Origin of the sequence: Pseudomonas sp. 31 R 17, from assembly GCF_900004915.1 — a bacterium.
In the GTDB taxonomy this organism is placed as follows: Bacteria; Pseudomonadota; Gammaproteobacteria; order Pseudomonadales; family Pseudomonadaceae; genus Aquipseudomonas; species Aquipseudomonas orientalis_A.
Genome location: NZ_CVTN01000079.1, coordinates 159,302 through 185,048, shown reverse-complemented (window position 1 = coordinate 185,048; position 25,747 = coordinate 159,302). Strand labels below are relative to the sequence as shown.

23 protein-coding genes and 1 pseudogene are annotated in these 25,747 nt (G+C 60.5%); 8 read left to right on the top strand and 16 right to left on the bottom strand.

Features of this window, described 5'->3' with window-relative positions; all coding sequences use genetic code 11:
• Positions 1-216: 216 nt before the first annotated feature.
• The 8 genes from ruvB to BFP89_RS22305 form a co-directional block, all read right to left on the bottom strand.
• Positions 217-1,275 carry a Holliday junction branch migration DNA helicase RuvB gene (gene ruvB, locus BFP89_RS22340; protein WP_053135842.1) on the bottom strand — a complete coding sequence of 353 codons (1,059 nt, stop codon included), beginning with the start codon at positions 1,273-1,275 and terminating at the stop codon, positions 217-219.
• Positions 1,276-1,887 (bottom strand): Holliday junction branch migration protein RuvA, encoded by a 612-nt coding sequence (gene ruvA / locus BFP89_RS22335; RefSeq protein WP_003175802.1) that lies wholly within the window; start codon positions 1,885-1,887, stop codon positions 1,276-1,278.
• A 67-nt stretch (positions 1,888-1,954) separates the two neighbouring features.
• Positions 1,955-2,479, bottom strand: a complete 525-nt coding sequence (gene ruvC / locus BFP89_RS22330) for a crossover junction endodeoxyribonuclease RuvC (protein WP_019821257.1) — start codon at positions 2,477-2,479, stop codon at positions 1,955-1,957.
• Positions 2,480-2,635: 156 nt separating this feature from the next.
• Positions 2,636-3,382: a YebC/PmpR family DNA-binding transcriptional regulator gene (locus BFP89_RS22325; RefSeq protein ID WP_065887601.1), complete on the bottom strand. Its 747-nt coding sequence runs from the start codon at positions 3,380-3,382 to the stop codon at positions 2,636-2,638.
• A gap of 135 nt (positions 3,383-3,517) precedes the next feature.
• A complete protein-coding gene (gene aspS / locus BFP89_RS22320) occupies positions 3,518-5,293 on the bottom strand; it encodes an aspartate--tRNA ligase (RefSeq protein WP_065887600.1) in 1,776 nt (591 codons plus the stop codon).
• A 108-nt stretch (positions 5,294-5,401) separates the two neighbouring features.
• Complete coding sequence (locus tag BFP89_RS22315) at positions 5,402-5,623, bottom strand: FmdB family zinc ribbon protein (RefSeq protein WP_003193872.1); 222 nt, start codon at positions 5,621-5,623, stop codon at positions 5,402-5,404.
• A gap of 172 nt (positions 5,624-5,795) precedes the next feature.
• Positions 5,796-6,134 carry a ribbon-helix-helix domain-containing protein gene (locus BFP89_RS22310; protein WP_065887599.1) on the bottom strand — a complete coding sequence of 113 codons (339 nt, stop codon included), beginning with the start codon at positions 6,132-6,134 and terminating at the stop codon, positions 5,796-5,798.
• Between the two features lie 182 nt (positions 6,135-6,316).
• A complete protein-coding gene (locus BFP89_RS22305; protein WP_003193874.1) occupies positions 6,317-6,790 on the bottom strand; it encodes a Dps family protein in 474 nt (157 codons plus the stop codon).
• A gap of 427 nt (positions 6,791-7,217) precedes the next feature.
• Between BFP89_RS22305 and BFP89_RS29565 the strand changes: the two genes are divergently transcribed.
• Entirely contained in the window at positions 7,218-7,820 is a 603-nt protein-coding gene (locus BFP89_RS29565; RefSeq protein WP_005790922.1) for a cold-shock protein, read from the top strand.
• 71 nt (positions 7,821-7,891) lie between these two features.
• Here the strand turns inward: BFP89_RS29565 and BFP89_RS22295 are convergent, their stop codons facing one another.
• On the bottom strand, positions 7,892-8,098 hold the full coding sequence (locus BFP89_RS22295) for a SlyX family protein (protein WP_057723846.1): 207 nt from the start codon (positions 8,096-8,098) through the stop codon (positions 7,892-7,894).
• A 3-nt stretch (positions 8,099-8,101) separates the two neighbouring features.
• Complete coding sequence (locus tag BFP89_RS22290; RefSeq protein ID WP_065887598.1) at positions 8,102-8,527, bottom strand: HIT domain-containing protein; 426 nt, start codon at positions 8,525-8,527, stop codon at positions 8,102-8,104.
• Positions 8,528-9,269: 742 nt separating this feature from the next.
• Between BFP89_RS22290 and BFP89_RS22285 the strand changes: the two genes are divergently transcribed.
• Positions 9,270-10,550 carry an OprD family porin gene (locus BFP89_RS22285; protein ID WP_065887597.1) on the top strand — a complete coding sequence of 427 codons (1,281 nt, stop codon included), beginning with the start codon at positions 9,270-9,272 and terminating at the stop codon, positions 10,548-10,550.
• Positions 10,551-10,763: 213 nt separating this feature from the next.
• Here the strand turns inward: BFP89_RS22285 and BFP89_RS22280 are convergent, their stop codons facing one another.
• The gene (locus BFP89_RS22280) at positions 10,764-11,606 is read right to left on the bottom strand and encodes a mechanosensitive ion channel family protein (RefSeq protein WP_065887596.1); all 843 of its coding nucleotides are present in this window, start codon (positions 11,604-11,606) and stop codon (positions 10,764-10,766) included.
• Between the two features lie 137 nt (positions 11,607-11,743).
• On the bottom strand, positions 11,744-12,229 hold the full coding sequence (locus BFP89_RS22275) for a YajQ family cyclic di-GMP-binding protein (RefSeq protein ID WP_003193880.1): 486 nt from the start codon (positions 12,227-12,229) through the stop codon (positions 11,744-11,746).
• A gap of 123 nt (positions 12,230-12,352) precedes the next feature.
• Between BFP89_RS22275 and BFP89_RS22270 the strand changes: the two genes are divergently transcribed.
• The 3 genes from BFP89_RS22270 to BFP89_RS22260 are packed head-to-tail and all read left to right on the top strand — an operon-like array spanning position 12,353 to position 15,933.
• On the top strand, positions 12,353-13,270 hold the full coding sequence (locus tag BFP89_RS22270) for a putative 2-dehydropantoate 2-reductase (RefSeq protein WP_065887595.1): 918 nt from the start codon (positions 12,353-12,355) through the stop codon (positions 13,268-13,270).
• A 45-nt stretch (positions 13,271-13,315) separates the two neighbouring features.
• Positions 13,316-15,352, top strand: coding sequence for a sensor histidine kinase (locus BFP89_RS22265; RefSeq protein WP_065887769.1), 2,037 nt, complete (start codon positions 13,316-13,318; stop codon positions 15,350-15,352).
• 2 nt (positions 15,353-15,354) lie between these two features.
• A complete protein-coding gene (locus tag BFP89_RS22260) occupies positions 15,355-15,933 on the top strand; it encodes a cob(I)yrinic acid a,c-diamide adenosyltransferase (RefSeq protein ID WP_065887594.1) in 579 nt (192 codons plus the stop codon).
• A 159-nt stretch (positions 15,934-16,092) separates the two neighbouring features.
• Here BFP89_RS22260 and BFP89_RS22255 read toward each other — a convergent pair whose 3' ends face one another.
• From BFP89_RS22255 to secA, 3 genes are all read right to left on the bottom strand, one after another.
• Positions 16,093-17,037, bottom strand: a complete 945-nt coding sequence (locus tag BFP89_RS22255) for a Nudix family hydrolase (RefSeq protein WP_065887768.1) — start codon at positions 17,035-17,037, stop codon at positions 16,093-16,095.
• A 129-nt stretch (positions 17,038-17,166) separates the two neighbouring features.
• Positions 17,167-18,384, bottom strand: a complete 1,218-nt coding sequence (gene argJ, locus BFP89_RS22250; RefSeq protein ID WP_065887593.1) for a bifunctional glutamate N-acetyltransferase/amino-acid acetyltransferase ArgJ — start codon at positions 18,382-18,384, stop codon at positions 17,167-17,169.
• Positions 18,385-18,504: 120 nt separating this feature from the next.
• A complete protein-coding gene (gene secA, locus BFP89_RS22245) occupies positions 18,505-21,240 on the bottom strand; it encodes a preprotein translocase subunit SecA (protein ID WP_065887592.1) in 2,736 nt (911 codons plus the stop codon).
• Between the two features lie 305 nt (positions 21,241-21,545).
• Here secA and BFP89_RS22240 point away from each other — a divergent pair, with 305 nt between their 5' ends.
• Positions 21,546-22,001, top strand: a complete 456-nt coding sequence (locus BFP89_RS22240) for a DUF721 domain-containing protein (protein WP_065887591.1) — start codon at positions 21,546-21,548, stop codon at positions 21,999-22,001.
• Between the two features lie 3 nt (positions 22,002-22,004).
• On the opposite strand, the gene BFP89_RS22235 is transcribed toward BFP89_RS22240, so the two are convergent.
• Positions 22,005-23,483: a helicase HerA-like domain-containing protein gene (locus tag BFP89_RS22235; protein ID WP_065887590.1), complete on the bottom strand. Its 1,479-nt coding sequence runs from the start codon at positions 23,481-23,483 to the stop codon at positions 22,005-22,007.
• 205 nt (positions 23,484-23,688) lie between these two features.
• On the opposite strand from BFP89_RS22235, the pseudogene BFP89_RS29810 reads away from it, so the two are divergent.
• Positions 23,689-24,720: pseudogene (locus BFP89_RS29810) on the top strand (cache domain-containing protein); the annotation flags it as partial.
• A 93-nt stretch (positions 24,721-24,813) separates the two neighbouring features.
• Positions 24,814-25,578 carry a methyl-accepting chemotaxis protein gene (locus BFP89_RS29805; protein ID WP_370671232.1) on the top strand — a complete coding sequence of 255 codons (765 nt, stop codon included), beginning with the start codon at positions 24,814-24,816 and terminating at the stop codon, positions 25,576-25,578.
• The last annotated feature ends 169 nt before the right edge of the window (positions 25,579-25,747 follow it).

Genomic DNA, 25,747 nt, shown 5'->3' with positions numbered 1-25,747 from the left:
CGGCTGGACAACTGTTTTTGCATTCCTGACACTTTCTTCAGTGACAAATGACGACGCCAGACACTGGGACAGCACAAAGCCCGGATAAATCACCCCACATCGCAAATACCCTGTAGGAGCGAGCTTGCTCGCGAAGAACCTGAGGCCGCCGCGTATAACCAGGCATATCGCGTTATCGTTGACGTTTTTCGCGAGCAAGCTCGCTCCTACAGTTTTTTAATCGTCTACCGCATCGAGAAATTCGTCTACCACAGGCATCTCTCCCAATCGTGACGGAATGTTTAGCCCAAAGTGCAAATAGGCATGACGCGTCACCACCCTGCCCCGCGGCGTGCGCATGATATAGCCCTGCTGGATCAGGTAGGGCTCCAGTACATCTTCAATGGTGTGACGCTCTTCACTGATGGCTGCAGCGAGGCTGTCCACGCCCACCGGGCCGCCGTCGAACTTCTCGATCATGGTCAGGAGCAGACGCCGATCCTGGTGATCGAAGCCATGTTCGTCCACATCCAGCAGGTTCAAGGCCAGGTCCGCGACCGCCTTGGTGATATGCCCCTTGGCGCGTACCTCGGCAAAATCGCGCACACGGCGCAGCAAGCGGTTGGCAATCCGAGGTGTACCGCGGGCACGCCGGGCGATTTCGAACGCGCCTTCCGGGTCCAGCGGCAAGCCGAGGATGTTCGCCGAACGGCTGACGATGGTCGCAAGGTCTGCCGTGCTATAGAACTCCAGACGTTGAACAATGCCGAAACGGTCTCGCAGCGGGTTGGTCAACATGCCCGCGCGGGTCGTGGCCCCCACCAGCGTGAACGGCGGCAGGTCAAGCTTGATCGAACGGGCCGCCGGGCCTTCGCCGATCATGATGTCAAGCTGGAAGTCCTCCATCGCCGGGTACAACACTTCTTCGACAATCGGCGACAACCGGTGGATCTCGTCGATAAACAGGACGTCGTGGGGTTCCAGATTGGTCAGCAACGCGGCCAGGTCGCCGGGGCGCTCCAGCACCGGGCCGGACGTGGACTTGATCGACACGCCCATTTCCTGGGCAATGATGTTGGCCAGGGTGGTCTTGCCAAGGCCCGGCGGGCCGAAGATCAGCGTGTGGTCCAGCGACTCACTGCGCCCGCGCGCGGCCTGGATGAACAGCTCCATCTGCTCGCGCACGGTGGGCTGGCCGATATAGTCGGCCAGGCTCAGGGGGCGGATGGCGCGGTCCTGGACTTCTTCACGGTCGCGCGGGCCGGTAGCCGCGATCAGACGATCAGCTTCTATCACTTAAATCATTCCCTTCAGGGCTCGGCGGATCATGTCTTCACTGCTCAGGTTCTTGTCCTTGATGGCCGATACGGCCTTGCTGGCCTCCTGCGGCTTGTAGCCCAGGGAGATCAACGCACTGACCGCATCGCTTTCGGCACTGGCGACCTGGCCTGCCGGCATATCCGGCTGGTTCGGGACCAGGGCGAACATGCTCGGCACCACTTCCCAGGCCTTGAAACGGTCCTTGAGTTCCACCAGCAAACGCTCGGCGGTTTTCTTGCCCACACCCGGCACCTTGGTCAGGGCCGAGGTGTCCTGGGCTGAAACGGCGCGTACCAGTTCATCCACTTCCAGGCTCGACATCAATGCCAGGGCCAATTTGGGCCCGACGCCATTGAGCCGAATCAGCTCGCGGAAGAAATCGCGGTCGCGCTTGCCGATGAAACCATAGAGCAGTTGCGCGTCTTCGCGCACCACTAAATGCGTGTGCAAGGTTATCGGCTCGCCGACCGACGGCAAGCGGTACAAGGTGGTCATGGGCACTTCAAGCTCATAACCCAATCCATTCACATCCAGAATCAGGTGCGGCGGCTGTTTCTCGGCCAGGGTGCCGCGCAAGCGTCCAATCACGGTTCAGATCCTTAAAGCTTGGGGGTCAGAGCAGGCCTGACCGGAAATAACGATTGCGCTGATGCTATCAGAGACGCAGGCGTCCGCCACGACTGCGTGCCGCACCCAGGCCATGGGGCAGCAGGCTGGAGCGGGTGTGGGCGTGGCAAATGGCGATGGCCAGGGCGTCGGAGGCGTCGATCTGGGGTTTTGAGGTGAGTTTGAGCATGTGCATGACCATCATCTGCACCTGCTCTTTATTGGCTCCACCCGTACCCACGACGGCCTGCTTGACCTGGGTCGCGGTGTATTCGGCGATCTCCATGCCCTCCTCGGCCCCCGCCACGATGGCCGCGCCACGCGCCTGGCCGAGCTTGAGCGCCGAATCGGCATTCTTGGCCATAAAGACTTTTTCGATGCCCATGGTCACCGGGCCGTAGGTCTGGATGACTTCCCGTACGCCGCGATAGACGATCTGCAGGCGTTCGGCCAGTTCCCCAGCGCCCGTGCGGATGCAGCCCGAGGCGACATACACGCAGCCGCGCGGGGTCTGCTGCACCACGCCAAAACCGGTGATGCGCGAACCGGGGTCGATACCTAGGATTAAAGTCATAACGCCTGCGGGTTGGATAAATACAATTTCTGACACACCGTAGTTTCAATGTGGGAGGGGGCTTGCCCCCGATGGCGGTGGGTCAGTCACAAATGTGCCTACTGACACTCCCTCATCGGGGGCAAGCCCCCTCCCACATTTTGACCTCATCGCTTTTTAGACTAGCTGTTCAGCCACGGACTCGGGGATGTCGGCGTTGGAGTACACATTCTGCACATCATCCAGGTCTTCGAGCATGTCCAGCAGCTTCAACACCTTCTGCGCACCGTCCAGGTCGAGTTCGGCGCTGGTGGTCGGCAGCATCACGATTTCCGCGTCGGTGCCCTTGAAGCCTGCGGCTTCCAGGGTATTGCGCACTGAGTAGAAGCTGGCGAACGAGGTGAACACGTCAATGGAGCCATCTTCGTTGGTGACGACGTCGTCGGCGTCCGCCTCCATCGCGGCTTCCATCAGCGCGTCTTCATCCGTGCCCGGAGCAAAGGTGATCTGCCCCTTGCGCTCGAACAGGTAGGCCACCGAACCGTCGGTCCCCAGGTTGCCGCCGCACTTGCTGAACGCGTGGCGCACCGCTGCGGCGGTACGGTTGCGGTTGTCGGTCATGCATTCGACCATCACCGCCACGCCGCCCGGGCCGTAGCCTTCGTAGGTCAATTCGACCATGTCGTCGGTATCGGCCGCACCGGCACCACGGGCCACAGCGCGGTCGATGATGTCGCGGCTCATGTTCGCGCCGAGCGCCTTGTCCAGCGCCAGGCGCAGGCGCGGGTTGGAGCCCGGGTCACCGCCACCCTGGCGGGCGGCGACGGTCAGTTCGCGAATCCACTTGGTGAAGATCTTGCCTTTCTTGGCATCCTGACGCTCTTTGCGGTGCTTGATGTTCGCCCACTTGGAATGGCCAGCCATAACACAACTCCGAAATTCTCTAGAAACCTATCAATCCCGCCGCCGGCGAGATTTCCCTCTTTTAAACGCAAAGGCGCATCCGAAGATGCGCCTTTTTGACTGCTTACAACCTTATCGCGCTTTCACGCAGCAGCCTTACTCAGCCTTCGGCGTCTCGCGCAGACGGATGTGCAGTTCGCGCAGTGCCTTGGCATCCACCACACCCGGGGCCTGGGTCATGACGTCCGCGGCGCTCTGGGTTTTCGGGAACGCAATCACTTCACGGATCGACTGGGCGCCGGTCATCAGCATCACCAGGCGGTCCAGGCCGAACGCCAGGCCACCGTGGGGCGGCGCGCCGTATTTGAGCGCGTCGAGCAGGAAGCCGAACTTCTCTTCCTGTTCCGCTTCGTTGATACCCAGCAGGCGGAACACCGCTTGTTGCATCTCCTTGCGGTGGATACGGATCGAGCCGCCACCCAACTCGGTGCCGTTGAGCACCATGTCGTAGGCACGGGACAGCGCGCCGGCCGGGTTGGCTTCCAGCTCGGCCGGGGAGCACTTCGGCGCGGTGAACGGGTGGTGCAAGGCGCTGAAGCTGCCGTCGTCGTTTTCTTCGAACATCGGGAAGTCGACAACCCACATCGGCGCCCATTCGCAGGTCAGCAGGTTCAGGTCGTGGCCGAGCTTGATGCGCAGCGCGCCCAGGGCCTCGCTGACGATCTTGGCCTTGTCGGCGCCGAAGAACACGATGTCGCCATCGACTGCACCAACGCGATCGAGGATTTCGTTCAGGTTGTCCAGCGGGATGTTTTTAACGATCGGCGATTGCAGACCGTCAACGCCATTAGCGCGCTCGTTGACCTTGATGTAAGCCAGGCCCTTGGCACCGTAGATGCCGACGAACTTGGTGTAGTCGTCGATCTGCTTGCGCGGCATGCTCGCGCCGCCCGGCACGCGCAGGGCGGCGATACGGCATTTCGGGTCGTTGGCCGGGCCGCTGAACACCTTGAAGTCGACTTCTTTCAACTGGTCGGCCACGTCCACCAGTTCAAGCGGGTTACGCAGGTCCGGCTTGTCGGAACCGTAGCGGCGCATGGCTTCTGCGAAGGTCATGTGCGGGAAGTCGCCGAACTCCAGGTCCAGCACTTCCTTGAACAGGTTGCGGATCATTTGTTCGGTGAGGCCCATGATCTCTTTTTCATCGAGGAAGCTGGTCTCGATGTCGATCTGGGTGAATTCCGGCTGGCGGTCGGCGCGCAGGTCTTCGTCGCGGAAGCACTTGGCGATCTGGTAGTAACGGTCGAAGCCGGCCACCATCAGCAGCTGCTTGAACAGTTGCGGCGATTGCGGCAAGGCGAAGAAGCTGCCTGGGTGGGTACGGCTAGGCACCAGGTAGTCACGCGCGCCTTCCGGAGTGGCGCGGGTGAGGATCGGCGTTTCAACGTCAAGGAAGCCGTTCTCGTCGAGGAAGCGGCGGATGCTGGTGGTCATGCGCGAGCGCAGACGCAGCTTCTCGGCCATTTCCGGGCGACGCAGGTCCAGGAAGCGATAGCGCAGGCGAGTTTCCTCGCCAACGTCGGAATATTCGTTGAGCGGGAACGGCGGGGTTTCCGACTCGTTCAGCACCTGCAGCTCATAGCCCAGCACTTCAATGCCGCCGGACGCCATGTTCTTGTTCACCGCACCGGCCGGGCGCAGACGCACCTTGCCGGTGATTTTCACGACGTATTCGCTGCGCACGCGGTCGGCGGCAGCGAAGCTCTCGGCGCGATCCGGGTCGAACACCACCTGGGCCAGACCATCACGATCACGGATATCGAGGAAGATCACCCCGCCGTGGTCGCGGCGACGGTGAACCCATCCGCAAAGGGTGATTTCCTGACCTTCCAGGGTCTCGTTCAGTTGGCCGCAATAGTGGCTGCGCATCATGGTAGTGGTTTCACTTCTCGTAATTCGAAATTCGGTGGCAGGCCTGCCGCGTCACCGTACATTAAAGCAGGGGACGGATAATGCAGGAGCCTGCGCGTAGAGTTCAACTCAGTCTGCTTTGTCGCCGCCCGCCAGGTTCTTCTTGGCGCCGGTCTTGAAATCGGTCTCGTACCAGCCGCTGCCGCTCAGGCGGAAGCCCGGCATGGACAACATCTTTTTCAACTCAGGTGCCTGGCAGGCTGGGCAATCGACCAACGGCGCGGCGCTGATCTTCTGAATGGCTTCCAACTGATGACCACAGGAAGCACATTGATAGTCGTACATGGGCATGGAGATGTCTCGGCGATCAGATCGTAACGGCGCCACGCCTTGCCGTCGTGCATATAACCCGGCATGCGCAGCAAAGCGCGGGATTATATCTGGTAAATCGAGGCAGCGCAGCCGGCTTTCTGCCGGAGGCCCGGCCCGCCGCAAGCATGGGCCGGGCCCTGGCGCCCTCCAGTCAGACTGACCCGCAGGTGCCGACGCGATCTTTCAACAGGTGAACGACGCACACCACCCGCACCAGCCCGCTGAAGTTCTTCACGCCGCCATAACGCAGATGCACTTCGCGGTCGACATAGGACAACAACGCACTGACCGAGCAGGTATTGATCCTGGCTATTTCCGTCAGGATGTTCCAATAGATCTGTTCAAGCCGCAGGCACGTGGAAAACCCGTTGAGGCGCACCGACCGCGATAAGGGTTTGGCGAGCCCCATGTCGAACCCTTTCGCGAAAGGGTCGACCTTTATCTTGTGAAAACCTGCGGTTTCCACGCCCTTACCCAATCCACACGACATACACCTGACACTCCCTTGCCAAACAGCAGTCCATGGGTTTGTCCCATTGGACGGTAGCCCTATAAAACCGCAGGAAGCGATGGGCAGCCAGAAGACGCGGGAGTTGGGCGTCGTAGGACAACGCCAGGAAACACAGGGAAACAAGTGGGTGGCGGCATGAAGACGCCACCCAAGCTTGACGGTTACTGGTTTTCGAGCAGCGAGCGCAGCATCCAGGCGGTTTTTTCGTGCACTTGCATACGCTGGGTCAGCAGGTCGGCCGTCGGCTCATCGCTGACCTTGTCGAGCAACGGGAAAATGCCCCGCGCGGTGCGAGTGACGGCCTCTTGGCCGGCCACCAGTTGCTTGATCATCTCTTCGGCGCTCGGCACCCCCTCTTCTTCCTTGATCGAAGACAGACGGGCGTAGATCGAGTAGGCACCCGGCGCCGGAAAGCCCAGGGCACGGATACGCTCGGCGATGGAATCCACCGCCAGCGCCAGTTCGTTGTACTGCTCCTCGAACATCAGGTGCAGCGTACGAAACATGGGGCCCGTGACGTTCCAATGGAAGTTGTGGGTCTTCAGATACAGTACATAGGTATCGGACAGCAGCCGCGAAAGTCCGTCGACGATGGATTTACGGTCTTCTTCACTGATACCAATATCGATTGCCATGTTTTTCCCCTTCAATTGATGAGCATTCATTGATCAGGTGCAGGACCACTCTAGCAAGAGTGTCGCTCACGTGCAGCCCGGCACGTCCAGGCGACGTGCGGCAAATCGCCCCGCATCGCTTGCGAGGCAGCGGCCGGCGAGCCTGTATCCTGTAGGAAAAACGCTCGAGAGGCCGCTCAAATTACCTGCACCCGTCTAGGACAAGCCTTCGGCGCAAAAATGCCGCCGCGATTGCAACACCCCGAAACGCTTGATTTGAGTAGGCACAGCCTTTGCTGTTAAATAGGCGCCGTGTGGCTGCCGTTCATTTCTGCGGCACGTCACATAGGCTGATACCCGCGCACGTGCTCAACGCCTCCCATTGTTCAGAAGCGAACCGTGCCAGTCAGCTCTTCCTTGTGATCCGTCTTAACGTGAGTTAATCAAAATGTTGAAAATCGTCCACCTGCTGACGGGCGTTGCGGCTTTGCTGCTGTCCTTTATCCCGAGCCTGCAGCCTGAAAGCCTGCCCTACCTGCAACAACACGACGCTCTATACCTGGCCTTGTTCGGCCTTCTCAACCTGACACTGGCACCGGTAATCCCTTACTGGAACAAAGGCACGCGTCATCAACTGCAAAACCTGGTCAGCGCGCTGCTGGTACTGACCGTTGTCGTTCAAACCCTCACCCTGCTGGCACCCATGCCTGAAGTGGGCGGCCACCCGGCCATCCTGCTCAGCCTGGTGATTGCTGTGGTCGCCATCGTTCTTCACCTGGCCATCAGCTTCTACCGTTCGTCCCCAGCGGCCGCGTCGCAAAACTACGACATGACCAACCGGGATACCGGGACCGTCAAGTGGTTCAACACCTCCAAAGGCTTCGGCTTCATTTCGCGCGACTCGGGCGACGATATCTTCGTCCACTTCCGGGCTATCCGCGGTGAAGGCCACCGCGTCCTGGTCGAAGGCCAGCGCGTGGAGTTCTCGGTGATGAACCGCGACAAAGGCCTGCAAGCTGAAGATGTAATCGCTGCCCTGCCGCGTCGCTGATTCCAGACGGCGCTGCAAAAAAAACCGCGATCCGGCGTTGCCCGGATCGCGGTTTTTTATTGCGCCCTCATTCAATAGTGCGGCGGCGGTGCTTCTTCTTCCGAGGTTTCGAACTGGCCGCCCATCTCTTCCTGGCGCTTGAGCAATGCGTTCATCTGCAATTGCAGGCGCTCCACAGCGTGCTGCTGGGCGACCAGAATGTCATTGAGGGTTTCGATGGTGTCGTCCTGGAAGGCCAGGCGGCTTTCCAGATCGGTGACGCGATCTTGCAGGTCCATGGTTCAGTCCTGGGTAAAAATGAAGTCGGCAGGCAGCAATTCACGCAGTCGGCTGCGGATCGCCGCCACCTGCTCCGGGCTGTAGGAAACGGCCGGATGCCTGCCCCACACCGGCGCCGGCCAGGCTGCGTCATCGCGCTTGCGCACGATGACATGCACATGCAACTGGCTGACGACATTGCCCAGCGCGCCGATGTTCATCTTGTCGGCGCACAGGCCTTCGTTCAGCAGTTGGGCGAGGGTCGTCGTTTCCTGCCACAACCGCTGTTGATCGGCGACATCCAGCTGAAACACTTCGCTGATACCGTTGATACGCGGCACCAGGATGAACCAGGGGTAGTTCGCGTCATTGGACAGCAGCAGGCAACAGAGCGGGAAGTCCCCAATGGCCAGAGTGTCTTGTTGCAGGCGTTGATCTAAAGCGAACACGTGGGCACTCCGTTCGGCAGGTCAATTTCAGGTGCCCAGCATAACGCCGAATGCTCACGGCTTCACGGTGAATGCGCAGGAAGCCTTGAGGCAGACGGATCGCATCCACGCACCCTTTCGAGGCAACGGGAGGTTTGAACCACCCTAACTCGGGCCTCGAGGGGATGCACCAAAATGACCCAGCCGTGCCTCAAAGAGGTCCAAGGCTACCCACTGGAGGGTCAATCGGTAACGTTTTGCTCAGGTGCGAATGTAGCGGACCACCTGACCGGGGTTAACACGCGCATGCCAAGTGAGAACCAAACGGCTTAAAGGGCCCGTGTTTATGCGGTTTTTACATTCCCGTAACGTTTTTCACGAAAAAATGACATTCGATCAGCGCTTTGTGCACGCTTGTTGCATTCACCTCCTTATCGTCGGCAACGACACCTGGAGGGATGCCAGGGTTTCGCGATAGGAAACAGTAGCGTTTCAATGTGTATCAGGGACGAGTTTCAAACTTTTAAACCGTTTGAAGAGAACATTGAAGTTGTCAGCCGGGTGATAGCCGGGCTGTGATTTGCGACACGGAGTTAGCAATTTACGACAGCCTCGTAAAGAAGCTGAAAGGATAGTTGAGTAAGTATCGTCAATAGCGCCGGCGTGAGATAACTTTGCGCCGACACAATAAAGAAAGAGCCGCCCAGATAAAAATACAGGTGGGACGGCAGTACTCTTCCTAAAACCAAAGGAGCAAATCACGATGCGCGTGATGAAGTGGAGCATGATCGCCCTGGCTGTTTCAGCAGGCACCTCGCAGTTCGCAATGGCGTCCGCCCAGGACGATTCCAAGGGCTTTGTTGAAGACAGCACTTTCAGCATCAATACTCGCGCTCTGTACTTCAGCCGCGACTTCCGTAACAACCCGTCGGGCCCCGGCTCCAAAAGCCGTGCCGAAGAAACCGGCCTGGGCTTCAACGCGTTGTACGAATCGGGCTTCACCCAGGGTACCGTTGGTGTCGGTGTCGACGTGATCGGCCTGATGGGCCTCAAGCTCGACAGCGGCAAGGGCCGCGCCGGCACCGGCCTGTTCCCTACCGGTTCCGACGGTCGCTCGCAGGACGATTACTCCAAAGGCGGCGCTGCCGTTAAGTTCCGCATCTCCAATACCGTGCTGAAAATCGGTGACCAGTACACCACAGCCCCTGTATTCGCTTCCGATGACAGCCGTCTGCTGCCCGAGCTGCCTCAAGGTATCTCGATCACCAGCAACGAAATCAAGGGCCTGAAGCTCGAAGGCGGTCACTTCACTTCCAGCGTCGCGCAGAACCAGACCTTCCATGACAGCCTGGGCCTGACCAAGACCGACTTTGTCGGCGGTGTCTATGCCTTCACGCCTGAAGTCACCGGTAGCCTGTACTACGCGAAAACCGAAGATTACTTCCGCAAGTACTACAGCAACCTGAACTGGACCCACGCCCTGAGCGATGACCAGTCGTTCGCGCTGGACTTCAACATCTACGACACCAAGAGCGAAGGCGCCGGCCTGCAGCGCGCGGCGAAAGATGGCGTGACCAAGCTCGACAACCGCGCATTCAGCCTGCAGGGCGCGTACACCATCGGCGCTCACACCTTTACCCTGGCTGCGCAGAAGGTTTCCGGCGACGGCGACTACGGCTATGGCGTAGATGGCGGCGGCACCGTGTTCCTGGCCAACTCCATCGCCCGTTCCGACTTCAACGCCGAAGGCGAGAAGTCCTACCAGGCGCGTTACGACATCAACATGGCGACCTTCGGCATTCCCGGCCTGAGCTTCATGACCCGTTACGTTACCGGTAGCGGCGCCAACACGGCCACCACCAGCAACGGTAAAGAGTGGGAACGTGACATCGAAGCCAAGTACGTGATCCAGAGCGGCCCGGCTAAAAACCTCAGCCTGCGTCTGCGTCAAGCGACCTATCGTTCCGGTGATGGCGTTTACTACGGTTCGCCTTCGATCGACGAACTGCGTCTGATCGCGAACTACCCGTTGAACATCCTGTAATTGCACAAGCCGTTACAACGATGACTTAAGGTTTCGACCTTGAATAAAAAGCCGCTCCCCTGTTTACAAGGGAGCGGCTTTTTTATTGCAGTTATATGGCAACGAAAAAGTAACTAGCAAGCTAAGTAACTATTCCGTATGACAGCCAGTAACGATATTTCACTGTCGCGTTTAAGCTGACCTTTCGGCCAACTTAAAGGCAACACGGCTTTATCACTTCACCGGGGCTTCCTGCATCACGCGAATAACGCGCTGCGGGAACGGAATATCAATGTCCGCCGCTTTCAAGCGGTCGCGCGCCAGTTCATTGAGCATGAACACAACATCCCAATAATCCGCAGTTTTGGTCCAGCAGCGCAGGGAAACGGTGATGGAACTGTCGCCCAGGGTCGATACCACTGCGACGGGCGCCGGGTCGGCCAGCACGCGCGGGTCCTTGGCCAGTTCCAGCAACACTTCACGGGCTTTCTGCAGGTCAGCCTCGTAGTCCACGCCCACATCGAACACGACCTTGCGGGTCGGCTGGCGGTTGGTGTTGGTGATGATGCCGTTGGACAGGATGCCGTTCGGCACGATCACGGTCTTGTTGTCGCCGGTACGCAGCACCGTGTGGAAAATCTGGATACTGTCGACGGTGCCCGAGGTGCCCTGGGCTTCGATCCAGTCACCGATACGGAACGGACGGAACAGCAGGATCAGCACGCCGCCGGCGAAGTTGGCCAGGCTGCCTTGCAGTGCCAGGCCGATAGCCAGGGTAGCCGCACCGATGGCGGCGACGAACGAGGTGGTCGCCACGCCGATCATCGACGCCACGCTGACGATCAGCATGACTTTCAGCGCAATGTTCGCAAGGCTGGTGATGAAGTGCTGCAGCGCCAGGTCGGCGTTACGCAGCGCCAGCAGGCGCCCTACGCGGTGGGTAAACACGTTGATCAGCCACCAACCGATGGCCAGGGTGATAACGGCCAGCAGCACCCGGCTGCCGTATTCCATGATCATCGGGATCCAGGACTGCGAGGTTTTGATCAAGTGATCCACTTCTGCGTTTAAATCCATGTAGCTTCTCCTGTCTTAGCGGATATGCGGCTTGATTGACTGCCTGAAAACGCAATTGAGCCCCGTAGGGCTCAATTGTAGGCGCCGATTCTGGGCCGTGGGACGTCAAAAACGGCCACAGGTTCCACAAATGGCCATCAGTCGCGGAAGTTATTGAATTGCAGCGGCATGTCGAACGTCTTGGCGCGCAGGGCCGCGATGGCCTCTTGCAGGTCGTCGCGCTTCTTGCCGGTGACACGCACCTGTTCGCCCTGGATGGCCGCCTGGACTTTGAGCTTGGCATCCTTGATGTGGGCGACGATCTTCTTCGCCAGCTCCTTGTCGATGCCTTCCTTGAGCACGGCTTCCTGCTTCATCAGCTTGCCGGAAGCATAGGCGTCCTTGACTTCAAGGCACTGCACGTCGATCTTGCGCTTGACCAGGGCCAGCTTGAGGATTTCGATCATCGCTTCCAGCTGGAAATCGGCTTCAGCGGTCAGGTTGACGGTCAGTTCCTTTTCCTTGAATTCGAAGCTGCCCTTGCCTTTCAAGTCATAGCGACGGTCCAGTTCCTTGACGGCGTTTTCGACGGCGTTGGTGACTTCGTGTTTGTCCAGTTCGGATACCACGTCGAACGAAGGCATGTCATTTCTCCAATATAAGGGGCGGGCTCAGTAGAGATGGAGCGCGCCCGAGCTAAAATGCCGGGGCATTATAGCGGTTCTTTCGCCGCGTTCACCGCTGGCGACCCCAAGGAGCACACACTGATGGCGACCACCTGGCATATTCTCGGCGCCGGTAGCCTGGGCACCCTCTGGGCCACGCGTCTGGCGCGGGCGGGCGTGCCGGTGCGGCTGATCCTGCGCGATCAGGCGCGCCTGGCCAGCTATGCGTCGGGCGCGGGCCTGACCCTGGTCGAACAAGGCGTTGCGCACACCTACCGCGTAACCGGCGAAACGCCCGACAGCCCTGAACCTATCCACCGCCTGCTGGTGGCGTGCAAAGCCTACGATACCCAAAGCGCTGTCGCACAGTTGAAACATCGCCTGGCGCCTGACGCGGAACTGATCCTGCTGCAAAACGGCCTCGGCAGCCAGGATGCCGTCGCCGCGCAGGTGCCGCAGGCGCGTTGCATCTTTGCCTCCAGCACCGAAGGCGCGTTCCGCGATGGCGAGTGGCGCGTGGTATTTGCCGGCCACGGCTACACCTGGCTGGGGGACCCCGCGCGCCCGACCGCGCCGCTGTGGCTGGAGGACTTGCAGGCCGCCGTCATTGCCCATGAATGGAGCACCGATATTCTCACGCGCCTATGGCACAAGCTGGCGCTCAATTGCGCGATCAACCCGCTGACCGTGCTTTACCAGTGCCGCAACGGGGGACTCCAGGCCCATCAATGCGAAGTGGCCACCTTGTGCGCCGAATTGAGCGAACTGCTGGAGTGCTGCGGCCAGCCTGCGGCTGCGCAGGATTTGCTCAGTGAAGTGCAACGGGTGATCCAGGCCACCGCGGCCAACTACTCGTCCATGTACCAGGACGTGGCCAACGCGCGGCGTACCGAAATCAGCTACTTATTGGGCTACGCCTGCCAGGCGGCGGCTCGTCATCAACGAGTGCTGCCGCATCTGCAGCAGGTGCAGGCGCGTTTGATCGAGCACTTGGTTGCACGCCGATTGCCCCACGACTGAGGCACGCGCTACCCTGCCTTATATCTATTGCCTGCGAAAAACCTGATGCCACTGCGCCAGCGTCTTGAAAACTTACCGGTAGGGCAGAAATTGCTGGCCGCCCTGCTGGTACTGCTGACCACCGTATTGCTGGTGGCCAACCTGACCTTTATCAGCGCCGCCTACTGGATCTCCCAGGAAAGCATGGCGCCCCAGGCGTTGCAGGCCATCGGTCGACTGGTGTCCAACCCGGCACTCGCCGCCGAGGCCCTTCAATCCCCGGACAAGGCCGATGCCCTGCTCAATGAGCTGACCAGCTATTCGCCGTTGCGCGCCGCCGCCCTGTACGACGGCGAGGGCAATCGCCTGGCGCAGATGCAACACGGCGACCGCCTGCACCTGCCCGACAATTACCGGCATGTCGAAGCCTGGCGCCTCACCGAGTTTCGCAGCAACCAGATCATCACCCTGCCCCGCCCCGGCCAGCCTTCGGGGCATCTGCTGCTGGTGGCCAGCAGTGAGCTACCGGTGGCGTTCTATACCGGCACCCTGACCGCGAGCCTGGGCATCCTGATTTTCAGCGTCTTGCTGTGGCTGGTGATTGCCCGGCAGATCAAACGCTTGATCACCCGCCCCATCCATGAGCTTGAAGAACTGTCGCGCCAGGTGACGCGCGAAGAGAACTACGCCCTGCGCGCAGGCCCCGGCAACCGTGACGAAATCGGCAGCCTGGCGGAAGCGTTCAACACCATGCTGTCGCGCATCGAGGCCCGTGAACAACAGCTCAAACGTGCGCGGGATGATTCCCAGGCCGCCTACGACCAGGCCCAGGGCCTGGCCGAGGAAACCCGCCATACCAACCGCAAGCTGGAACTGGAAGTCCAGGTGCGCAGCAAAATCGAGAAAAAACTCACCGGTTTTCAGAATTACCTCAACAGCATTATCGACTCAATGCCTTCAGCGCTGATTGCCCTGGACGAACAGCTCTACGTCACCCAGTGGAATCAGGAAGCCACTGCGCTTTCCGGCACGCGCCTGGATGAAGCCCTCAATCAGCCGATCTTCCTCGCGTTCCAACCGCTCAAGCCGTACCTGCCGCAAATCAAGGCCACGGTGGAACAGCACACGGTGGAGCGGATCGAGCGGGTCACCTGGGTCAAGGACGACGAGCCAAAGCACTACGCCCTGACGTTCTACCCGTTGATGGGCGGTGCCGGGCGTGGCGTGGTGATCCGCATCGACGACATCACCCAGCGCCTGTCCCTGGAAGAAATGATGGTGCAATCGGAAAAAATGCTCTCCGTCGGCGGCCTGGCGGCCGGCATGGCCCATGAAATCAACAACCCGCTGGGCGCGATCCTGCACAACGTGCAAAACATCCGGCGGCGCCTGTCACCCGACCTGCCCAGGAACCTGGAACACGCCGAACAGGCAGGTATCGAACTGGAAACCGTCAACCGTTACCTGCAAGCGCGCGAAGTCCCGCAGTTACTTGACGGCATTCAACAGGCGGGCGCGCGTGCAGCGAAAATCGTCACGCACATGCTCAGCTTCAGCCGACGCAGCAATCGGCAAATGGCGCCCTGCGACTTGCCGGCCCTGATCGACCAGGCCGTGGAGATCGCGGGTAACGATTTCGACCTGGCCATCGGCTTTGACTTCAAGGGCCAGGCAATCATCCGCCAGTTCGATCCGCAACTGGGCCCGGTGCCGGGCACGGCCAACGAACTGGAGCAAGTGCTGCTCAACCTGCTGAAAAATGCCGCCCAGGCGATTCACCTGCGTGAGGACGACAGCGAACCGGGGCGCATCATCCTGCGCACCCGCCTCAACCCGCCCTGGGCCGAGATCCAGGTGGAAGACAATGGCATCGGCATGAGCGAAAACGTGCGCAAACGCACCTTCGAGCCGTTCTTCACCACCAAGGAAATAGGCCAGGGCACCGGGCTTGGATTGTCGGTGTCGTATTTCATCATTACCAATAACCACAAGGGCCAGATGGAAGTGCACTCGACCCTCGGCCAAGGCACGTGTTTCACCTTGCGCCTGCCGCTGGCCGGCAGCCAATTATCCCCTGCTGAACTCACCCGACTGGAGCAATGACCATGGGCTTTCGCCTGTCAAAGATCTATACCCGCACCGGCGACCAGGGAGAAACCGGCCTTGGCGACGGCCGCCGCGTGCCCAAGGATCACCCCAGGGTCGAGGCCATTGGCGAGGTGGATACGCTGAACAGTCAGTTGGGGTTGCTGTTGGCCAATCTGGAGGAACAGAGCGGCAAGCACCCCGAATTGAATGATGTCATCGAAGTGCTCACGCCCTGTCAGCATCGATTGTTCGACCTCGGCGGCGAGCTGGCGATGCCGGTTTACAAGGCGTTGACTGCAGCGGAAGTGGATCGGCTGGAAGCGGCAATCGATCGCTGGAACGAAGAGGTGGGGCCGTTGGAGAATTTCATCCTGCCCGGTGGTTCAGCGCTGATCGCCCAGGCCCATGTGTGCCGCAGCCTGGCGCGCAGTGCCGAACGTCGCTGTCAGCACTTGAATGCGGTAGAACCGTTGGAGGGGGTGGGGTTGGCGTATATCAATCGGTTGTCGGACTTGCTGTTCGTGGCGGCCAGGGTAATTGCCAGGCGCCAGGGGGTTGCCGAGGTGTTGTGGCAGGCGGCTGCCAAGCCACACTGATGTTTTTCGGGGGCTGGCAGGGCCTCATCGGGGTGTAGGAGCGAGCTTGCTCGCGAAAAACTCACAGGCGCCGCGCCCATTCAGAAAGCACGCGTTATCGTTGACGCTTTTCGCGAGCAAGCTCGCTCCTACATCCCGATAGCGCCCGTCAGAGCAGCATCAGTCTTCGGGCCAAAACGCCCGAATCCCCGCCACACCCTGCGCGCCAGCCGCCCACGCCTGCTCACGCTGCGCAGGCCCAACGCCGCCCAATAAAAACACCGGCTTGCTGAACCCACGGATCAGCTCCGCCGCCTGCTCCCAACCCAACGGCTGGGCCTCGGGATGGGTTTGAGTCGGCTGAACCGGTGACAGCGTGACAAAATCCACGTCCATCAATTCCGCCAGCGCCAGCTCTTCAGCATTGTGGCAAGAAGCCGCCAGCCAACGATCCTTAGGCAGCGGACGGCCCTTGCTCGCATATTTGCGCAATTGCGCCGAGGTCATGTGCCAGCCGGCTGCGGGGAAATCCCCCAGCCATTCGAACGGCCCCTTGATCATCAATTGCGCCTTGCCGGCACACAGGCCCACCGCATCCACTGCCAGGTCACGGTATTTGGGGTCGTAGCCGTTGGGTGCGCGCAGTTGAACCAGCTTGATGCCACCGGCGATCGCCTTCTGGATGCCACGCAGCAGCGTCGGGGTTTCCAGCTCGCCAGGGGTGATCAGGTACTCGGCGGGCAAGCGCGCAGCGGCGACAATCGGTGTATTCGCCGCCGGGAACGCATAGTTGACCAGGTCCCGTGGCGTCACCCACTCCAACGGCTGCCCTTCAGCGCCGTGGGGCTCGCCGGTGAAGGCCGAGACCTCCCAGACATCCAGCAGCACCTGTTTGTCCGGGTAGTCATGTTGCACCTGGATCAACGGCCGCGCGGTGGTGACCTGGATACCCAGCTCTTCCTGCAATTCGCGGGACAAGGCCGTGGGGACCGACTCATCGGCCTCCACCTTGCCGCCGGGAAATTCCCAGAGGCCGCCTTGATGTTGAGTATCGGCGCGGCGTGCCAGCAGGATCCTGCCCTCGACACCGCGGATCACCGCTGCTGCTACATGCACTCGTTTCACCGCCACTGCTTCCTCTCGTTGTAACCCTTGCAGGAGCGAGCTTGCTCGTGAAGAACGTCAACCATATCGCGTACACCCTGGATGAACGCGATGGCGTTGAGTTTTTCGCGAGCAAGCTCGCTCCTGCTTTCAGGTGCGATATTCCGCGTTGATCTTCACGTATTCGTGGGACAGGTCCGTGGTCCAGATGGTTTCGCTGCACTCGCCGCGACCCAGCTCGATGCGGATGGTGATTTCTTCCTGCTGCATCACTGCCGAGCCCTGGGCTTCGGTGTAGGTTTCGGCGCGAGCGCCACGGCTGGCAATGCACACGTCGCCGAGGAACACGTCGATCTTGCTCACGTCCAGGTCAGGCACCCCGGCGCGACCAACGGCTGCGAGGATGCGGCCCCAGTTCGGGTCGGAAGCGAACAAGGCGGTCTTGATCAGCGGCGAGTGCGCCACGGTGTAACCCACATCCAGGCATTCCTGATGGTTGCCGCCGCCGTTGACTTCAACGGTGACGAACTTGGTCGCGCCCTCGCCGTCCCGCACGATGGCCTGGGCCACGTCCATGCACACCTCGAATACCGCCTGCTTCAACGCTGCAAACAGCGGGCCTTCGGTGGAGGTGATTTCCGGCAGGTTGGCCTGGCCGGTGGCGATCAGCATGCAGCAGTCGTTGGTGGAGGTGTCACCGTCGATGGTGATGCGGTTGAACGACTTGTTGGCGCCGTCCAGCATCAGGCGCTGCAACACATCGCGGGAGACTTTGGCGTCAGTGGCGATATAACCGAGCATGGTGGCCATGTTCGGGCGGATCATGCCGGCGCCCTTGCTGATACCGGTCACCGTGACGGTGACGCCATCGTGCACGAACTGACGGCTCGCGCCCTTGGGCAAGGTGTCGGTGGTCATGATGCCGGTGGCCGCAGCCGCCCAGTTATCCACAGACAGGTCATCCAGCGCGGCTTGCAGGGCGCCTTCGATTTTCTCCACCGGCAAGGGCTCACCGATCACGCCGGTGGAATAGGGCATCACCTGGCTGGCGTCTACGCCGGTCAACTGAGCCAGCTTGGCGCAGGTGCGCGCAGCGGCGACCAGGCCAGGCTCGCCGGTACCGGCGTTGGCATTGCCGGTGTTGGTCAGCAGGTAACGAATCGACCCGGCCACACGTTGCTTGGCCAGGATCACCGGCGCAGCGCAAAAGGCGTTGAGGGTGAACACACCGGCGACGGTCGAGCCTTCGGCACAGCGCATCACCACCACATCCTTGCGCCCCGGACGCTTGATACCGGCCGAAGCGATACCGAGTTCAAAACCGGCGACCGGGTGCAATGTGGGCAAAGGACCAAGACCAACAGCCATGTATGCGCTCCTTGAGAGAGAGGATGTGTATGCCGTCACTGTCGACGGGAATTAATGGCAAAACGCCGCGACGGCTGATGCCGGTCGCGGCGCAGGATGTTGCAGCGTCAGGCGAAAATCTTATTCGATCTGGCCGTGGCAGTGTTTGAATTTCTTGCCCGAACCGCAGTAGCACAGCTCATTGCGGCCCAGCTTCTGATCATTGCGTACCGGGGTTTGAGCCAGGGCCACATCGACCTCTTCGCCCAACACCTCAGGCGCGTCCAGGCCAGGCGCTTCGTCATGCTGGAACTGCATGCGCGCAGCCAGTGCCTCGGCTTCCTGACGCAGGCGTGCTTCTTCCTCGATCGGGTCTTCGCGACGCACCTGAACGTGGGACAGCACGCGAATCGAGTCGCGCTTGATCGAATCCAGCAGCTCGGAGAACAACGTGAACGACTCGCGCTTGTACTCCTGCTTCGGGTTCTTCTGGGCGTAGCCACGCAAATGGATACCGTGGCGCAAGTGGTCCATGGTCGACAGGTGGTCTTTCCACAGGTCGTCCAGCACGCGCAGGACAATTTGCTTCTCGAAGGTGCGCAGTGCTTCGGCACTCGCCTGCTCTTCTTTCTCGTTGTACGCGGCCAGCAGCTCGGTCATCAGCTTCTCGCGCAGCGTCTCTTCGTACAGGTGATCGTCCTCGTCCAGCCACTGCTGAACCGGCAGGTCGACGCCGAAGTCGCTCTTCAACGCGGCTTCCAGGCCGGCCACATCCCACTGCTCAGGCAGCGACTGCGGCGGGATATGCGCGCTGACGGTGGCGTTGAGCACGTCCTGGCGGAAGTCAGCGATGGTTTCGCCAATGTTGTCGGCGGCCAGCAACGTGTTACGCATGTGATAGATCACTTTACGTTGTTCGTTGTTGACGTCATCGAACTCGAGCAGCTGTTTACGGATGTCGAAGTTGCGGCCTTCTACCTTGCGCTGAGCCTTCTCGATGGCGTTGGTCACCATGCGGTGTTCGATCGCTTCCCCGGACTGCATGCCCAGGGCCTTCATGAAGTTCTTCACCCGGTCCGAGGCGAAGATACGCATCAGGCTGTCTTCCAGGGACAGGTAGAAACGGCTGGAACCGGCGTCACCCTGGCGACCGGCACGACCACGCAACTGGTTGTCGATACGGCGCGATTCGTGACGCTCGGACGCAATCACCTGCAAACCACCGGATTCCAGTACGGCCTGGTGGCGTTTCTGCCAGTCAGCCTTGATCTGGGCGATCTGCTCGGGGGTCGGGTTGTCGAGGGAGGCCACTTCCACTTCCCAGTTACCGCCCAACAGGATGTCGGTACCACGACCGGCCATGTTGGTGGCGATGGTCAGCGCGCCGGGGCGACCGGCCTGGGCGATGATCTCGGCTTCCTTCTCGTGGAACTTGGCGTTGAGGACCTTGTGCTCGATGCCTTCCTTGTTGAGCAGGTTGGACACGTGCTCGGACGTCTCGATGGTCGCGGTACCCACCAGGATCGGGCGGCCCTTGGCCATGCCGTCCTTGATGTCGTTGATGATCGCCGCGTATTTCTCTTCGGCGGTCAGGAACACCAGGTCGTTATAGTCTTTACGCGCCAGTGGTTTGTTCGGCGGGATGACCACTACCGACAGACCATAGATCTGGTGGAATTCGAACGCTTCGGTGTCGGCTGTACCGGTCATGCCGGACAGCTTGTTGTACAGACGGAAGTAGTTCTGGAAGGTGGTGGATGCCAACGTCTGGCTCTCGGCCTGGATGTTGAGCATTTCCTTGGCTTCGATGGCCTGATGCAGGCCTTCGGACAGACGACGACCGGGCATGGTACGGCCGGTGTGTTCGTCGACCAGAACGACCTGGCCTTCCTGCACGATGTATTCGACGTTGCGATGGAACAGCTTGTGCGCGCGCAGGCCGGCATACACGTGGGTCAGCAGGCCCAGGTTATGCGCCGAGTACAGGCTCTCGCCCTCGGCCAGCAGGCCGATCTGGGTCAGCATGTCTTCGACGAACTGGTGACCGGCTTCGTTGAGTTCGACCTGACGGGTCTTCTCGTCGATGGTGAAGTGACCTTCTTTGGTCACCACGCCTTCGACTTCCTCGATGTGCTGCTCCAGACGCGGGATCAACTTGTTGATCTCGGTGTACAGGCGCGAGCTGTCTTCGGCCTGGCCGGAGATGATCAGCGGGGTACGGGCTTCGTCGATGAGGATGGAGTCGACTTCGTCGATCACGGCAAAGTTGAGTTCGCGCTGGAATTTTTCTTCCATGCTGAACGCCATGTTGTCGCGCAGGTAGTCGAAACCGAATTCGTTGTTGGTGCCGTAGGTGATGTCGGCGGCGTAGGCGGCGCGCTTCTCTTCCGGCGGCTGGAACGGCGTCACCACGCCGACGGTCAGGCCGAGGAATTCATACAGCGGGCGCATCCAGTTGGCGTCGCGGCGAGCCAGGTAGTCGTTCACCGTCACAACGTGCACGCCCTTGCCGGACAATGCGTTGAGGTAAACGCCCAGGGTTGCCACCAGGGTCTTGCCTTCACCGGTGCGCATTTCGGCAATCATGCCTTCATGCAAGGTCATGCCGCCGATCAACTGGACGTCGAAGTGGCGCATGCCCATGACGCGCTTACCGGCTTCACGGGCGACCGCAAAGGCTTCGGGAAGCAGCTTGTCGAGGGTTTCACCTTTGGCTATGCGGGCCTTGAACTCTTCGGTCTTGGCGCGCAATTGCTCGTCCGACAGGGCAACCATCTGCTCTTCGAAGGCATTGACCAGCTGCACCGTCTTGAGCATGCGTTTGACTTCGCGCTCATTCTTGCTTCCAAAAAGTTTCTTTAACAAAGGCGCAAACATATCGGCAGGTTCTTCCACACATAGGGATGGAGGGCGCACCGTCAGTGGCCCGAGCAGCCCTCACGGCCGCATGCGAACGCGCATTCTACCCGGAATCGTGGGTGAGGAAAGTGGCGTTGTTCCCGGATGCGGGCACGGCGCTGTGAGAGCGCCTGTTTAAAATAAGGGCTTTTGCTGGAACTTCAACCCATCAAGCGCAGAAGTTACTTATTGATTTCACGGGAAAAGCCCTGCCGATGCATGGCTTCGGGGCCCACGGACGCTTTCTGTTAAGATGGCGGCTCTGTTACCTAAGGTGTCTAAACATGGCCTTTCGCCCTCTTCCAGCCCGCGCTCCCGGCGTGTTGCTTCGCGAAGCCAAGCCGTTGAAAGCCATCTTCGGCCACGCGAAACGGCTGGGGCATTTGCAACGCCTGCTCGAAAGCCAGTTGCAACCGGCCGCGCGCGAACACTGTCATGTGGCGTCCTGGCGTGAAGGCAATCTGCTATTAATTGTCACTGACGGCCATTGGGCGACCCGTTTGCGTTACCAGCAAAAACGCCTGCAGCGCCAATTGATGGTGTTCGATGAGTTTGCCGGCCTGGTGCGTATCCAGTTCAAGGTCCAGCCGCCCACCGTGCTGCGCAGCACGGCGGGGCATACGATGGACCTGTCGGAAAATGCCGCCGAAACCCTCCAGGCCACCGCTGAAGGGATCAACGATCCGGGTCTGCGCGCGGCACTGCAACGGCTGGCCGCCCATGCCAGGCCCAAACCCTGAACCTCACTTGCGCTTGCTGCCGCCCAGCAACGAGCCCAGCAAGCCGCGCACCAACTGCCGCCCCATCTGATTGGCGGCCTGCTGCATGGCGGATTTCAGCGCCTTGCCTGCCGTGGTTCCCAGGAACGCACCGGCCTTGTCGGTGAAGCTGGGCTCTTGCGTCGCAGGCTTGGTCTCCTCGGTCGGCCCCAAGTCCTTGCGCGCCATCAGCACCTCGTAGGCCGATTCGCGGTCAATCGGCTTGTCGTAACGGCCCTGCAGCGGCGAACTGGCGATCAATGCCGCCCGTTCGGCCTCGGTCAGCGGCCCGATCCGCGACTGTGGCGGTGCGACCAGCACTCGCTGGACCACCTCCGGCGTGCCCTTTTCCTGCAAGGTGCCCACCAGCGCTTCACCGGTGCCCAACTCGGTCAGCACCGCCAGGGCATCGAAGGCCGGGTTGGGCCGGAAACCGTCCGCCACCGCCCGCAGGGATTTTTGCTCCTTGGTGGTGAATGCCCGCAGGCCATGCTGAATACGCAGGCCCAGTTGCGCCAGCACCGTGTCAGGCAAGTCGCCCGGCGATTGCGTGACGAAGTACACGCCCACCCCTTTGGAGCGAATCAACCGCACCACTTGCTCCAGACGGTCCTGCAACGCCTTGGGGGTGTCGGCGAACAACAGGTGCGCTTCATCGAAAAACAGCGCCAACAGCGGCTTTTCCCCGTCGCCGCGCTCGGGCAGTTGCTCGAACAGTTCCGCCAGCAGCCACAACAGGAAGGTCGCATAGACCTTCGGCGCGTCATGCACCAGGCGGCTGGCGTCCAGCAGATGGATACGGCCGCGCCCGTCGCCGGCGGGCTGCAAAATATCCTCGAGCTGCAGGGCCGGCTCGCCGAACAGGGCCTCGGCGCCCTGCTGCTCCAGCACCGCGAGGCGCCGCAACAACGCCTGGCTGGAACCGGTGGTCATCAGCGCCGCATCGTCGCCCAACAGTTCAGGGTGATAACGCAGGTGGTTGAGCAATGCCTTGAGGTCTTTAAGGTCCAGCAGCAGCAGGCCCTCACGGTCGGCCACCTTGAATGTCGCGTACAGCGCCGACTGCTGGCTGTCGGTGAGTTCCAGCAGGCTGCCGAGCAACAACGGGCCCATTTCACTGATGGTGGTGCGCAACGGATGACCGGACTGACCGTGGATATCCCACAGCGTGACCGGATAAGCCTTCGGCGCGTAATCAAGGAAGGGCATCCCGGCGATGCGTTCGGCGACTTTGCCCTGGGGATTGGCCGCAGCGCCCAGGCCGCACAGGTCGCCCTTGATGTCGGCGGCGAATACCGCCACCCCCGCGTCACTGAACGCTTCCGCCAGGCGCTGCAAGGTGACGGTCTTGCCGGTGCCCGTGGCGCCGGCGATCAACCCGTGACGGTTGGCCAGGCGCATGGGCTGGGCGATGGGCTGGCCATCCGGGCCGGCACCGATAAGCAGTTGTGTGGAGTCAGGCATTTCGTCACCTATGGTTAATCTTTAGTGCCGCGAGGTCGATATAGACGGATGTAAGCCCGACAAAGACTAAAAAATAGTCAGATAATTCCTATACGGACCAACGGAGCTATCAGCAGAAATATCACACCTTTTTTTACGCTGCCATTTTGCGCCTTGTCTAGAGGGCGCGCCCCGGACATCAAGACCTTAGCGGACCTTACAAGCCATGAATAAAAACCTGCGCTTCAGCCACAAAATTTTGCTTGCAGCCTCCCTTATCGTCATCGCCGCCTTTGCGTTGTTTACCCTCTATAACGACTACCTTCAGCGCAATGCGATTCGTGACGATCTCAATAGCTACCTGCATGAAATGGGCGACGTCACCGCCGGCAGTATTCAGACCTGGCTCACCGGGCGTATCGCGCTGGTCGAAAACGCCGCACAGAATATCGCCCTCAATCCCGAACCGTCGGTGGTTGCCAGCCTGCTGGAACAGAAAGCCCTGACCTCATCGTTCATGGCCACCTACGTCGGCGACAGCCAGGGCAAGTTCACGATCCGCCCCGACACCAGGATGCCCGACGGTTTCGACCCGCGTGTGCGTCCCTGGTACAAGGACGCCCAGAACAGCAACGGCTCGACCCTGACCGAGCCCTATATCGACGCGGCCACGGGGAGTTTGATTATTTCCATCGCCACACCGAGTGCCAAGGCCGGCCAGAGCATCGGCGTGGTGGGCGGTGACCTGAGCCTGCAAACCCTGGTGGACAACATTGGCGCGCTGGACTTGGGCGGCATGGGTTACGCGTTCCTGGTCAGCGCCGACGGCAAAGTGCTGGTGCACCCGGACAAGGCCCTGGTCATGAAGACCCTGGCCGACGTCTACCCCAACGACACGCCGAAGATCAGCGCTGATTTCAGCGAAGTGCAGGCCAATGGCAAGACCAATATCGTTACGTTTACCCCGATCAAGGGCCTGCCCTCGGTAAACTGGTACCTGGGCATTTCGGTGGATAAAGCCAAATCGTTCGCCATGCTCACCCAGTTCCGCACGTCGGCAGTCATCGCCACCCTCATCGCCGTGGTGATCATCATCGCGTTGCTGGGCATGCTGATCCGCGTGTTGTTGCAACCGCTGCACGTGATGACCCGCGCCATGCAGGACATTGCCGACGGTGAAGGCGACCTGACCCGGCGCCTGACCATCCAGAACAACGACGAGTTCGGCACCCTGGGCACCGCATTCAACCGTTTCGTGGAGCGCATCCACACCTCGATCCGCGAAGTGTCATCGGCCACCGAGCAGGTCAATGAAGTGGCACTGCGGGTGGTCAGCGCGTCCAACTCGTCGATGGTCAATTCAGACGAACAGGCCAACCGCACCAACAGCGTCGCCGCTGCGATCAATCAGCTGGGCGCTGCCGCCCAGGAAATCGCGCGCAACGCGGCGCAGGCCTCCAGCCAGGCCAGTGATGCGCGGCATTTGGCCGAAGACGGCCAGCAGGTGGTAGAGCGCAATATCAAGGCCATGACCCAGCTGTCGAGCATGATCAGCGCCTCCAGCAGCAATATCGAGGCGCTGAACAGCAAGACGGTGAACATTGGCCAGATCCTTGAAGTGATCACCAGTATTTCCCAGCAAACCAACTTGCTCGCACTCAACGCCGCCATCGAAGCCGCGCGTGCCGGAGAAGCCGGTCGCGGCTTCGCGGTGGTGGCCGATGAAGTACGCAACCTGGCGCACCGCACCCAGGAATCGGCGCAACAGGTGCAGAAGATGATCGAGGAACTGCAAATCGGCGCCCGCGACTCGGTGAGCACCATGAGTGAAAGTCAGCGCCACAGCCAGGACAGCGTGGAAATCGCCAACCTGGCCGGCGAGCGCCTGAACAGCGTGACCCAGCGCATAGGCGAGATCGACGGGATGAACCAGTCCGTGGCCACCGCCACCGAAGAGCAGACCTCGGTCGTGGAGTCGATCAATATGGACATTACTGAAATCAACACCCTCAACCAGGAAGGCGTGGAAAACCTGCAATCGACACTGCGCGCCTGCACGGACCTGGAGCAACAGGCGTCGCGCCTGAAGCAATTGGTGGGCAGCTTCCGCATCTGATACACAGAGGAGCTTGGCGGTACTCGGTAAAAATGTGGGAGGGGGCTTGCCCCCGATGGCGGCCTCAGGGCCGATCAGGATGTTGGATTGGACCGAGTACATATCCGTTTCTGCGGTAACGGCTGCTAACGGTTCCGCTTTTACAGCGGCTCACTTTTGAAAAGCGCAA

What these genes read in the sequence shown, in the direction of transcription:
- ruvC (WP_019821257.1), bottom strand. Translation starts at nt 2,479, where the DNA reads ATGACTTTAATCCTAGGTATCGACCCCGGTTCGCGCATCACCGGTTTT.
- BFP89_RS22325 (WP_065887601.1), bottom strand. Translation starts at nt 3,382, where the DNA reads ATGGCTGGCCATTCCAAGTGGGCGAACATCAAGCACCGCAAAGAGCGT.
- aspS (WP_065887600.1), bottom strand. Translation starts at nt 5,293, where the DNA reads ATGATGCGCAGCCACTATTGCGGCCAACTGAACGAGACCCTGGAAGGT.
- BFP89_RS22315 (WP_003193872.1), bottom strand. Translation starts at nt 5,623, where the DNA reads ATGCCCATGTACGACTATCAATGTGCTTCCTGTGGTCATCAGTTGGAA.
- BFP89_RS22310 (WP_065887599.1), bottom strand. Translation starts at nt 6,134, where the DNA reads ATGTCGTGTGGATTGGGTAAGGGCGTGGAAACCGCAGGTTTTCACAAG.
- BFP89_RS22305 (WP_003193874.1), bottom strand. Translation starts at nt 6,790, where the DNA reads ATGGCAATCGATATTGGTATCAGTGAAGAAGACCGTAAATCCATCGTC.
- BFP89_RS29565 (WP_005790922.1), top strand. Translation starts at nt 7,218, where the DNA reads ATGTTGAAAATCGTCCACCTGCTGACGGGCGTTGCGGCTTTGCTGCTG.
- BFP89_RS22295 (WP_057723846.1), bottom strand. Translation starts at nt 8,098, where the DNA reads ATGGACCTGCAAGATCGCGTCACCGATCTGGAAAGCCGCCTGGCCTTC.
- BFP89_RS22285 (WP_065887597.1), top strand. Translation starts at nt 9,270, where the DNA reads ATGCGCGTGATGAAGTGGAGCATGATCGCCCTGGCTGTTTCAGCAGGC.
- BFP89_RS22280 (WP_065887596.1), bottom strand. Translation starts at nt 11,606, where the DNA reads ATGGATTTAAACGCAGAAGTGGATCACTTGATCAAAACCTCGCAGTCC.
- BFP89_RS22275 (WP_003193880.1), bottom strand. Translation starts at nt 12,229, where the DNA reads ATGCCTTCGTTCGACGTGGTATCCGAACTGGACAAACACGAAGTCACC.
- BFP89_RS22270 (WP_065887595.1), top strand. Translation starts at nt 12,353, where the DNA reads ATGGCGACCACCTGGCATATTCTCGGCGCCGGTAGCCTGGGCACCCTC.
- BFP89_RS22265 (WP_065887769.1), top strand. Translation starts at nt 13,316, where the DNA reads ATGCCACTGCGCCAGCGTCTTGAAAACTTACCGGTAGGGCAGAAATTG.
- BFP89_RS22260 (WP_065887594.1), top strand. Translation starts at nt 15,355, where the DNA reads ATGGGCTTTCGCCTGTCAAAGATCTATACCCGCACCGGCGACCAGGGA.
- argJ (WP_065887593.1), bottom strand. Translation starts at nt 18,384, where the DNA reads ATGGCTGTTGGTCTTGGTCCTTTGCCCACATTGCACCCGGTCGCCGGT.
- secA (WP_065887592.1), bottom strand. Translation starts at nt 21,240, where the DNA reads ATGTTTGCGCCTTTGTTAAAGAAACTTTTTGGAAGCAAGAATGAGCGC.
- BFP89_RS22240 (WP_065887591.1), top strand. Translation starts at nt 21,546, where the DNA reads ATGGCCTTTCGCCCTCTTCCAGCCCGCGCTCCCGGCGTGTTGCTTCGC.
- BFP89_RS22235 (WP_065887590.1), bottom strand. Translation starts at nt 23,483, where the DNA reads ATGCCTGACTCCACACAACTGCTTATCGGTGCCGGCCCGGATGGCCAG.
- BFP89_RS29805 (WP_370671232.1), top strand. Translation starts at nt 24,814, where the DNA reads ATGGTCAATTCAGACGAACAGGCCAACCGCACCAACAGCGTCGCCGCT.